Genomic DNA, 12,504 nt, shown 5'->3' on the forward strand with positions numbered 1-12,504 from the left:
TCCATGTTACATCAGCTTTCCTTTTGCCGCCAACGTATCAAAATTATTCTTCAAATCAGACCAGTCAATACAGTTTGTCGTACTGATGCCGTTGATGTATTTCTCTATATTGGTATATCCGTCACCGGTACAATCCTTGTTGGCATCAGAAGGATCATTGGGATTCAAGCCGTTCGCCTTTTCCCATTCATCGGGCATACCGTCGCCATCTGTATCCACATACGGAGTTCCTTTGTATTCGGGATATCCACCCATCTGACGAATATCGGTGATGATACCCAGTTTATAAGAATCCTTCGGCAAGCGGCGGTACTTGAACAATCCGTCCTCATCCTGCGATTTCGGTGACAAGCCCCACTTGTCTCCGTAAGCATCCTTGGGAAGTTTCTTTTCATAATAAGGAATACCGGTTCTCACCTCTTCCACAATACGGGTGTCCACGATATCGCGGCTGGGGATATTGGCTCCCACATTGTCGAGCACATATCCGTAAGCATCTTTGGCCGACATGATATGGACATGAGGCATGGCGAACGGCTCATAGCTGCGCATCAGTTCGGTATATCCGTCGGTATTGGGCTGTTCCTCCACCTGGATACCACCGTTCCAGTTATCCTTTGTGATTTCGGGATAACCTTCCATAATGTTTCCATCGGCATACACACGTCCGTACACCTTGTGGTCCAGCTTGCTTCGTCCGGCTTCCGGTTTCAAGATACGATGTCCCACATTGGTATCCTTGGGCGTGGCAGGTCCCGGTTTGTAATAGTTGTTAATCATGTTGAACATTGCCGTGTAGTCTCCTCCGTCCGACGAGCGATGCACCCAGTTGAAAACCACATTGTTCACAAAGTTAAAGACCCCGTTCCATCCGATAGACGGGTTACGTCCCGAGTTGCTGGCCCACAGGTTACGGGCAAAAGCACAGTTCTCCCCGCCCAGCGTGCTTCCGAACGCATGGTTGTACGTATCCAGCGCTTTGGCCGAGATGGTATTCTGTATGGTTACATTGACAGTAGGCAGTTTTCTGTCTTTCGTCTCATATTGTCCTTCACTTTCGTCGTACATGTGGCGGTAGAAAGAGATATTCTCATCCAGTCCCCATGTGCAAGAGCAGTGGTCAATCATGATATTTCCCACGGGATTTCCTCCGAAAGAGTCGTCACGGTGATGTACTTTCGTCTCGCCGCGGCGGAAACGCATGTGACGCACAATGACATCGTGCGTATTCACCCAGAAGGACTCCCCTGCTATGCAGACTCCGTCTCCCGGAGCGGTCTGTCCGGCAATGGTCACATAAGGAGCGCGGACAATGATGGGAGATTCCAACTTGATGATGCCCGACACATTGAACACAATGATACGCGCCCCACCGGTTTCGCAAGCCTCACGGAAAGATCCGGGACCACTGTCGTTCAGGTTGGTCACGGTAATCACCTTCCCGCCACGTCCGCCAAAGGTAAACATACCTCCCCCTTCAGCTCCGGGGAATGCGGGGATTTTTGCCTGTGGCAGATCATACGGGCGGGAAGCCCATGGTATATACGGACGACCTTCTCTTGCCTCTTTCTGAACAACAGGCAATGCTTTTGCCCAAGCTTCGTCTGAACGGCGATACAGTTCTTCTTTCATCTTAGCGTAGGTTTGGCTGGCTTCCGAGGTCAACTGCGGATACTGCGCTTTCACTCCCGTAGGGGCGATGAAAGCTGCCAGGCAAACTCCTAAAAACAAATTTCTTTTCATACTTTCTTTGATTTAATTATATCTGCGTGCTAGTCAAGTTTATTTTCTAGTCTTATTTTCAGTTTTTATTCTTAATTTTCAAAAGATTCTTTCTAAAGACGTCTTTATTCTGATAATGTACCCAAGAAAGAGGGCATATTTCATCTTTTTATCCATCTTTACATGGAAATCATCGCACAGTCAATTGTATATCTCTCAAATCTTCATCTCTGGAAGAAGAGCCCAGCATCAGGGTAAAAGTGCCTTTCTCTACTCCATAATTCATTTCCGCGTCATCATACGCCAGCAAGTCAGGAGTAATCTCAAAGGTAACCGTCCGGGTCTCTCCTTTCTTCAAATGAACCCGCCGGAATCCTTTCAATTCTTTTACAGGACGGGTTGCCGAACTATAATCATCACGTATATAAAGCTGAACAATCTCATCTCCGTCTCTGTCACCTATATTACTGACATCAACAGAAACCGATGTGCTTCCGTCAGGAGTGATGACCGATTTTTCAAGCTTCAGATTATCGTAACGATAGTGTGTGTAACTTAGCCCGTAACCGAAATAAAACAGCGGGTCACTATTGCCTAATGCGTAAGGAAACCAGGTATTCGCTGATTTATGATTGTATACACATTGCAGCTGCCCCACGTGGCGTGGAACAGTGACCGGTAACTTTCCGGACGGATTGACTTCTCCATACAAAACCTCGGCAACAGCTTGTCCGCCCATAGATCCGGGCTCCCATGCCTCCACTAAAGCAGACACATGATTTGCGATCCATTCCACGCCCAACTGACGTCCATTCACCAGCACCACAATGACAGGAATCCCCGCCTTATATACCTCTTCCACCAATTCCTGCTGTAATCCCGGCAAATCAATATCCGAGCGATCCATGTTCTCGCCACATGTCTTGTCCAGCCAATGCTCGCGCATGGAGTTCTCTCCTACCACAATAATCGCAGCATCCATCCGCCGCGCCATCTTGCCGGCCTGCACTATTTTGGCAGCATCCATCTTACGAATATTGAATCCCATATCCAGAAAGTGAAACGCCGTAGAGGGAGACACTTTTTTCAATCCATCCAGTATTGTCACCATATTGCCTTCCGGCTGGGGCAATCCCCAGTCTCCCAGAATGGCATGTGAATCCGCATTCGGACCTGCCACCAATATGTTTTTATACTTGCGTTCATCCAAAGGAAGAATCCCTTTATTAGTCAATAATACCATAGATTCTCTGGATAACTGCAAAGCCGTCTTCCGGTGCTTGTCGCAGAACAGCACTTCCTTGCTTTTCCCCTCATCATAAAACGGGTCTTCAAACAATCCCAGTTCAAACTTCGCTTTCAGAATCTTACGCACCGCATCATCCACCCGTTTTCCAGACACTTGTCCATTCTTTACCGCATCAATGATATGCTTCATAAAACCCGGTCCATGCATGTGCATGTCTATCCCCGCATTGACAGACACCACGGAGGCTTCTTCAGGAGTTTCCGCCGTACGGTGCTGTCCGTACAAACGCTCTATATCCATCCAGTCACTCACCACAAAACCATCAAAATGCCATCTGTCACGAAGGACTTCGGTCAGCAGGAATTTATTTCCATGACACGGAATTCCATTCAATTCATTATGGGCAGCCATCAATGTAGAGGCACCGGCTTCCACACAAGCCTTGAAGGGAGGAAAAAAGATTTCATCCAACATACGTTCCGAAGCATCAAAAGGCGCACAATTCCTGCCGTTGACAGACTGCCCGCCTCCTACCAAATGTTTGACACAAGCTAATACATGCTCCGATTTATCGGTTTTATTTCCTTGTAATCCCCGGACAGTCGCCACTCCCATAGCCGAAACCAAAAAAGGATCCTCGCCGTATGTTTCGCCGGTGCGTCCCCAACGCGGATCCCGTGCAATATCCACATTGGGAGTAAACGCCCAATGCGATCCGGTGGCGCGTGTTTCGAAAGCAGTTTCCTCAGCAGCCTTTTTCACCAACAGCGTATCAAAAGTAGAAGCCTGTCCAATAGCTGTCGGGTAGATCGTTGCCCCATAACAAAGCCCGTTGCCATGTATGGCATCTATGCCTATCAGCAAAGGAATCTGTAACCTGCTTTTCCGTGCCAAAGATTGCAGGTAGTTAGCTTCCTCCAAATCGGTCACATGCAAAAACGAACCGACCCAACCTTGCTCCACCATTTCGGCCACTTGCGAAGAATGCAGATCTTTATAAAAACCTTGAGCATGATTCTTCTCCAGTTCTTCCAGTGAGAGGTGCTTTTCAGAGTTCCGCATGTGTTTTAATCCTACATACTGACACATTTGCGCTACTTTTTCCTCCAAGGTCATCTGACTCATCAAATTATCCACCCGTTCATCAACCGGACGATCCGGATCTTTATATAAATCCGGACTATCGGAACAACTGCTCATTCCAATTGCCACACAGGCATATAAAACAAATAAACTCTTTTTCATTCTGCAATTTCTTGTAAAGATTCTATTAATTTAAGCAAACGATGAGGGTATTCTTCCTATGAACACCCTCATCCCATATATAAAAGCTACAACAGTAATACTTCTCTTTATTATTCAACAAAAGTCTGAATACGAAATGGACGTCCTTCTCCCTCATCTGTAGTTATCCATATAAAAGTATCTGTCATAAAGCCAGAAGCTCCTCTAAAATTGATCTTATAACAAGAACAATCCACATTGAAATCTTCAACTTCCGCAAATGACTTCTCTTCGATTCTTACGCCATACTGAGGGTTATTAGTAATATTATCATATCTATTCACAAGTGGTTCATAAGAGTAATTCATATCATAAGTAGGATATTGACTATCAAAATTCCCTCCAGTTTCCCAATCAATATAGTGGTCACCTACTGTTGAAGATGCTTGCCATTGTAATGTTCCCGTCATTGGACTAGGAGGCCCGCTGGTTAGACAAGTCCTAATCGTTTTTAACGTTTGACCAAACTCATCTACAACATGCCCTTCCACATCATATCTTATCCCTGCTCCTTTTTTAGTATTAGGAATTTCAATACTTTGTCCTTTGTAAGTCCTAACAACCTTAGTCACTGTAGTATTCTCATCATTTAAAGATGGTTCTACATAATTTGATGTAACCACCCATTCCATATCAAATGGTTCAGGAACACTATAAGAGATGGGACAAGAATCTTTAAAATGATTTCCGCTAATTTCTTCTTCAACTTCACCAAACTTACTCACCATCAAAGTCAAATAAGCATCAACCAAGCCATGTCCTATTTTATTATGAGTATTTTCCGGTAATTCTCTACAAGCATCAACCATATTCCAATACACTTCAGAAGCTGTAGCTTCAGAATCTAAAGATAGTAATAATGCCGCAATACCAGAAATCATAGGTGCAGCCAAAGAAGTTCCATTCAAAACATCATATTCCCCATTTAGTATTGTTGTCCATACATTTACTCCCGGAGCAACAAAGTCTAAATTTTCTCCATAATTTGAATCCGGATCATGCAAACCATTTCTATCAATAGAGCCTACAGCTATCACCCCTTCAACATTTGCAGGATATCCCACACTAGATTGTCCTTGATTGCCACTAGCGGCAACAACAACACACCCTTTCCCATTTCGTCCCTTTGTCAAAGCATTTTTTATTGCATCAGTCATTTTATCATTAGGACTACATGTCAAAGACATATTAATCACATCTGCTCCGTTTTGCCACGCCCAATTTATAGCATCTGCCATTTGAGAGCCGTTCAAATTTCCTTCAAAATCTAAACTAATGGGCATTATTTCAACGTTAGGTGCTATTCCAACAATACCTATTCCATTATTACGTATAGCACCTATAACTCCAGCACAACACGTCCCATGCTTATCATAAACTCTACTAGGTGAAGTACCAGTCATTATATCATAACTTAACGATGATATATTATCACTTAAATCTGGATGCGTTTTATCAACTCCTGAATCTATAATGGCTACTTTTATTTTTTTACCATCTGCCCAATTCCATGCTTTTAAAGCATTAACGTCAATACCATTAGAATTTGACAAACCCCATTGCAAGGAAAAAACAGGATCATTGTATAGAGCACTTCGAGAGCCAATGGATAAATCAGAAACTGTTCCTTTTTCTAATTTGGGTACATCTATCTTTATATATCTTTCTCCTCGTTCCTCCTCTTGCAACATCTCCTCTTGAACACAAGACGAAAATGAAAACAAACTGACCAAAGCAAAAAATATCCATTCTTTATTGTTTTTCATAATATTAATTTATTGTTTAATAACCAGATATCCACAGAGCCTATGCTATTTTATTATCAACAAAGGAACTCTGTGGATACCAAAAATCTCAAAAGTCGAATAAAATGTCAGAAAGAAACATTCGTCTATTTCTAACCACTTTTATTCATATTTTCTCTTCTATTTCAAAGGATCAAATGTACCTTCACTACCATAGTAATCTTCCCAACCTATATTCTGATATAAATAAGAAGACTGTTTCATTACATTTTCTTTCAAACCTATAAAATAATATTTGTTTAAGAAAGTAATTTCAAAACGTGGTGTAGACGTGCCATCTATCTGATCATTTTCATGTCGTACCAAATTCATGTCATAGAATTTATCCAGTTTCTCAATTTGCGACATAAATTCCTCATCTGAAGAACTAGGATCCAAAGCAATACCAGCACGAGTAACCTTTGAAGCGTCATAAGCCTTGCTAGCAGGATTAAAGATATCATAATCCTGTCCGGCCTTTGTTTCAACATAAACAGATGGCTTCACTGCCAAGAACATGCCATGACGACGTTTTCCATTCAAAGGTTCCACCCCTAATCGGGTACAGGTTCCAAAATCATCATTCCACAACATCCAACGACGCATATCATCAAATCGCTTTCCTTCATAAGCTAATTCTATCTGGCGCTCATACAATATAGCAGAAAACAATTTATCACGATCTGCTTTTAATTCAGCAACCGCCAATCCACAATCTCCTGTATAACCTACTCTTTCACGAATATCTTTCAATAATTCAACAGCATCATCTTTCTTGCCAATACCACAAGCCGATTCAGCTAAATTCAAAACGACTTCTGCAAAACGAATTTCCATATATGGAGTGGCACTTAAATTGAATTTATTCGCATTATCCCATTGTGCTTCAGGGTTTGTACGTTTACGTACGAATATACCAGAGTTGACATCCCCTGAATATTGAGCTGAATTACCAGGCTTTCCACTTTCAAAAGAGTCTTCATCTTTATACCATTGATAGTTCCACAATGTATAACCATTGTCCATCTTATAAGGCCAAACTACTCCATTAAAAGCAAAAGTACGGTAAAAACGCGGATCTCTGTTCTTATAGAATTTCAGTTCATCATAATCAAATGTACTTTCCCCCGGTTTTTTACCATCTGCCATCGGGAACAAATCAACCATTTCAGCAGTAGCAGCCATTCCGCCACCTCCTAAAAGTTCTTTAGGACGAGCCATCTGCTCCCAACTATTGTTCTTTTTATAATCATTAGTCAGAGTATTAAACAAAGTGACCATTACCGCCTCACAACTTTGAATCTGGCTAAACATCTTTTCCCAGTTTTCAGCACGATTGCCTTTTCCATCAGCCAATCCAAATCCATTCTGAGTCAACAAATCATAAGCAGCCTTATTAGCGTCATAAGCAGCCTGCCATCTTGTCTGGTCATCATTACGATTGAATAACGGACTAGCATAAGCTAACAACAAACGTCCTTTTAATGCTGCCGCCGCACCTGAAGTAATACGTCCCCAATTATTATTGTCCCATCTTCCTGGCAACAGGGCTATAGCCTTATCCAAATCTCCGCAAATAAAGTCAATACAATCGGCCGTTGAACTGCGCTGCACTTCTAATTCATCTTTAGAAGAGCCATCACCTAAAATAGCATTTTGAGCGGTAGTTACAATGGGAACTCCACCATACATCATAACCAACCGGGTATAAATCCAAGCCCGCCAAAAATAGATCTGTCCTTTTAACTTGTTTCTATCTGCTTCCCCTAATGCCCCTTTGTCAATATTATCTAGAAAAATATTGCATTCGCGGATGCGCGACCAAGGTCCATCGGTGTTTTTATTATAAAAATAATCAGGAACATTCGAACTCAGAATCTCAGCCAATTGCGTAAAAGCAGTAGAACCTGCGTATTCTTCTGTCGATTGAGAGAAAGCATCGGCACGTCCTGTACAAGGGTTAGAATGACCAACTCCCGATGCCGTTGTAGGCAGACAAAGCCCATACACAAAATCAACCTTTCCGGTAGCCAATGCTATATTATCATAGATTTCTTCATTAAAACCATTATAATCTTTTTTATCTTGCAAAAATTGGTCACTACATGAAGTCATAGCAGCTAATGCCATTGCAAAGAAAGTATATCTCAATATCTTTTTCATATTTTTTATTAGAATGAAATATTAACACCTAATGAAACATTTCTCAAGGTAGGATAAGCCCCATACACACTCAGCGGATCACAGAAATTTTCCGGATACGGATTGAAGAAACTTAACAGGTTGGTACCGGTCAAAGTAAAACGGCATCCTTCGATATTCATCTTCCTCACCCAGTCGGATGGTAATTTATACCCCACTGTCAATGTTTTCAAAGTCATACGTAATGAATTGATTTTCCAAAAATTAGAAGACTCATTATTCACAGAAAAGCCCATATTAGGATATTTGGCATCAAGATTTTGATATGCCACAACATTACCTTGATCATCAACTACATCTTCCGGAACAAACACATCGTTCCAAAATACAGGAGCATTAATATAATTCAGCTTCTTAGTACTCATGTCTCTTGCAGCAGATGGAATTTCAGCCCATCCACCCCATGAAGCACTAAGTTGCGCACTCAAGCTCAAACCTTTCCAGTCACCACCAAAGTTTAAACTAAATCCATAAGGATTACTATTTTTCTTACTCAAACGGATTCTGTCGTTTGAATCAATAATACCATCAGCAGCCTCCCAACTTCCATCGGGATTCTGTTTACCTCTAACATCACGATAGATCAACATACCCGGCTTTATTTGTTCAGGATTCATTCCCATATATTTAGTGACATTATTTTGTGTCACAAACTCATCAATTTCTTGTTGAGTACGAAACATTCCGATACAATCATATCCCCATTTTCCTCTATCTGTCGGACCACCTTTATATATATCACCCAGACCTATAATATCCGGCCAATCATGTTTACGGTATTTAGTGCCTGTAAATGCAGTATTCAGTTTAACGAAATAATTAATATCACCTACTCTATCTCTCCAGCCGAAAGAAAGTTCCACACCATAGGCATCTATAGCATCATAATTCTCAGCAGCCAAGGCACCACCAATTGTCACAGGAACCAAGCCGTCTCTTTGAACCAGCATTTCTGTATTCTTATCCAAATACGCATCCAAGCCAAATGACAATCTGCCATCCAAGAATCTAGTATCAACACCGAAATTAAATTTATAACTCTTATCCCAATGCACATCAGCATTAGGAGCCGCACCCATTTTCAATCCCATACCTACAGGGTTTTGATCATTAGTGCCAAAAACAGCTCCTTTATTTGCCTGATATGAATAATTCTGACGCCACAGCCATGCCTTAGTATTATCCTTACCCAGCATACCTACCGAACCTCTGACTTTCAAATATTCGAGCCATTGTATTTTTTCTTTAAACCAACTTTCTTCAGATACGACCCAACCCAATGATAAAGAAGGAAATACCCCCCAGTAATTACTAGGTGAGAATTTAGTAGATGCATCCGAACGAACAAGGAATTCCATCATATACCGATCATCGTATGAATAGTTCACACGTCCAATATAAGACAACAATCCAGACTCAGAACGTTCTGTCAGTCCATCCATTTTACCTGTTGCCGTATTCCATTCACCATTATTCACTTCTAACGGATCCTCTCTATAATAGCGTACATACTCATAATTTCTTTCTGAGCGTTCGACAGAAAACAAAGCTCCTATCGTATGTTTGCCAAAAGTACGATTATAGTTTGCAACAAAGTTCAACTGATAACTATCCGTACGATTCATGGTTCTCCAAATCTGATTTCCATTTTTAACTGTCGTTTGTTGCAAATTAGATTCATTAGTCAAATCATCACCTATATATAAGTGATTACCTGATCCACCACGTGTTTTGAAAGAATAAGCAGTATATTTAGAGCCGACACGACTATTTTTATCTGTACTTATACTTTTAGAATAAGACATTTTCAATTTAAGTCCTTTCAATGTTTTATTCCAGTCAAAGTCATACTCCACAGAAGCATTCAAACGCATATTTTGAGGATCATTCTTTGATATATTACCCAAATCTTCCAATGCGTAATAATTATATTGCTGGATATTGTTTTGCTGACTATTTGAAAATCCATAACGTAATAACGGCAATCCATCCATATAAGCCGGAATATAGTGAGGGGTCAACAATAATGTATTATAATCATTCTCATCATTTTCACCTCCGACTTTATTAAATGTCTTTTCACTTTTTCCATAGTCTCCCGAAGCTTGCAGCCCCACTTTAAAATGAGATGCTAGTTTAACATCCACACCTGCACGATAATTCCATCGTTCATAATCCAGTGTCCCTAAGTTACCACTCTGCGTATAATAAGATACCCCTGCAAAGTAAGTAGCCTTTTTGGTTCCACCGCTTAGATTAAGATTATGCTTCATACTGAAAGCACCCTTCCAAGCATCATCCAGCCAATCATAATTGATATTACGCATAGCTTCCAATTCATCTGCCTGAAAGAGGTCTTTTTTGTGATCCTTTATAGCATCATTACCATTAGCAGCAGCAATAGCATTATAGAACAATCCATACCGATATGAATCCATCATCTTGGGACGTGCTATCTCATCATTGTATCCGAACTGTCCGCTATAAGATATACGAGGCTCGCCCTCTTTTCCACGCTTAGTTTTTACCAATATAGCACCTTGTCCACCACGAGCACCATAAACAGAAGCTGCTGCATCTTTCAAAACTGATATATTCTCTACCTCATTAGGATCCAAATTATTAAACGTTGTCGCATCCACAATAAAATCATCAACAACATAAATGGGATTTGTGTCTCCACCATCTTTAGATAGAGTCATAGGCTGGCGAATAGACAGGCTGGCAGCAGCACCAGGACGGCTTTGTCCTCCGCTAACACTCAAGCCTGTCACCATACCTTGTAAAGCTGCTCCTAAATTTCCTACCGGCAAGTCTTCTATTTCTTTAGGATTTACAGTAGAAATTGCACCAGTAACATTCTTAGCCTTTTGGGTACCATAACCAACAATAACCACTTCATCCAAAATCTTAGAATCTTCCTTTAGCACCACTTTAAAGTCTTTTCCCTGTTTAGGAACAATCGTTTGCGATATATACCCCACAAATGAAATGACAACCTTCTTGCCCGAAGGAACTTGCAAAGCGAATTTTCCGTCAAAATCAGTAATAGTACCGTTTGTTGTCCCTTCCACCAGCACACTGGCACCAATCACCGGTTCACCAGTTTCATCAACAACCTGTCCGGTGACAGTTTTGGTCTGCTGCACCGATTGGGATATAGGGAATCCCGCCTCGGCAAACGCATCCTGAGCAGAAACTCCCGTCAGAAACAGACTGAGACAAACAACCTGAGTCAAGCTGCCAATCTTATCCAGTTTCTGAAGAAATGCTTTTTCTTTCTTCATAGAATCATTTTTAAAATTAAAATATTATCTTATTTTTCCTGTTGAAATATCTTTTTCAGGTAAGAGACATTCGTCCCGAAGTTTTTCTTCACATTACGGACTTCATCCTTATTCCGCGAGCGTTCGATAACCAGCCATCCGCTCCACCCCATTTTATCGAGCGTACGCTTCACGGCATTCATATCCAGACGTGTGTTATAAGGAAGGGTAACCCCGTCCGTATCCGTACAATGAATCTGACAAATCCGGTTCTTTCCCAATTTCTTCAGCTCTTTACACAGATCGCGCCCATTTTCCAGCGCATTCTGAAAACTGTAATAAATCTTTATACCTTCCGAACCGATCTCTTTCAATAGCTTCCTGTCTCCTTTGGCATCCAACGGAGTACGGATACCTATCACCACTCCTTCTTTCACGGCCATTTCTCCCACTTCGTGCAGGTGGCGGACCAATTCGCGGCGTGCGTCACCCGCTACTGTCCAATCCTCTTTGATGCCTCCTAAAGGAAGGAAAGCCACCCGGGCGCCCATCACGTTCATGGTAAACAGACAATCCTGCACCAGGGCTTTGTAATTATGATGAGTCAGGAAAGACTGCCCGAAGAATCCGGACATTGCCACGGAAGGAACTTCCATACGCTGTTTCTGTGCTGTTTCTTTAAATAATTTGCAAAAATGAGGCTGGTGGAACTTATTGTCAAACGTATCCCGTTTTCCCAAACCACCCATGTCCATTTCTACACCATCACCTCCCAATTCCCTCATTAATTGAAAAGAACCGATCTTCTGACGTTTTAGCATCATCCAGTCACATGCTGCTATTTTATAACGCTGTTCCCCTTCTGGATTCTGTGCTCCCAAAGGCAGTAACATAAACAGGAGCATGATTAAACTGATAATTTTTTTCACATTCATCGCAATCTAGTTATTGTTTAGAATTAAGACGAACCATCTCAAAGTATGTAATCACCAAATCT

6 protein-coding genes are annotated in these 12,504 nt (G+C 41.6%); all 6 read right to left on the bottom strand.

What is annotated here, in order from left to right; translation table 11 throughout:
- Positions 1–6: 6 nt before the first annotated feature.
- The 6 genes from ACYQ0C_RS13440 to ACYQ0C_RS13465 all read right to left on the bottom strand — a co-directional run bounded on the left by ACYQ0C_RS13440 (position 7) and on the right by ACYQ0C_RS13465 (position 12,442).
- On the bottom strand, positions 7–1,743 hold the full coding sequence (locus ACYQ0C_RS13440) for a hypothetical protein (RefSeq protein ID WP_016276090.1): 1,737 nt from the start codon (positions 1,741–1,743) through the stop codon (positions 7–9).
- A 169-nt stretch (positions 1,744–1,912) separates the two neighbouring features.
- Entirely contained in the window at positions 1,913–4,216 is a 2,304-nt protein-coding gene (locus ACYQ0C_RS13445; RefSeq protein WP_016276089.1) for a glycoside hydrolase family 3 N-terminal domain-containing protein, read from the bottom strand.
- Between the two features lie 110 nt (positions 4,217–4,326).
- On the bottom strand, positions 4,327–6,021 hold the full coding sequence (locus ACYQ0C_RS13450) for a S8 family peptidase (RefSeq protein WP_016276088.1): 1,695 nt from the start codon (positions 6,019–6,021) through the stop codon (positions 4,327–4,329).
- Between the two features lie 159 nt (positions 6,022–6,180).
- Positions 6,181–8,202, bottom strand: coding sequence for a RagB/SusD family nutrient uptake outer membrane protein (locus ACYQ0C_RS13455; RefSeq protein ID WP_016276087.1), 2,022 nt, complete (start codon positions 8,200–8,202; stop codon positions 6,181–6,183).
- An 8-nt stretch (positions 8,203–8,210) separates the two neighbouring features.
- Positions 8,211–11,528: a SusC/RagA family TonB-linked outer membrane protein gene (locus ACYQ0C_RS13460; protein ID WP_016276086.1), complete on the bottom strand. Its 3,318-nt coding sequence runs from the start codon at positions 11,526–11,528 to the stop codon at positions 8,211–8,213.
- Positions 11,529–11,557: 29 nt separating this feature from the next.
- A complete protein-coding gene (locus ACYQ0C_RS13465) occupies positions 11,558–12,442 on the bottom strand; it encodes a sugar phosphate isomerase/epimerase family protein (protein WP_016276085.1) in 885 nt (294 codons plus the stop codon).
- Positions 12,443–12,504: the final 62 nt, after the last annotated feature.

It is taken from the genome of Phocaeicola sartorii JCM 17136 = DSM 21941 (assembly GCF_054653615.1).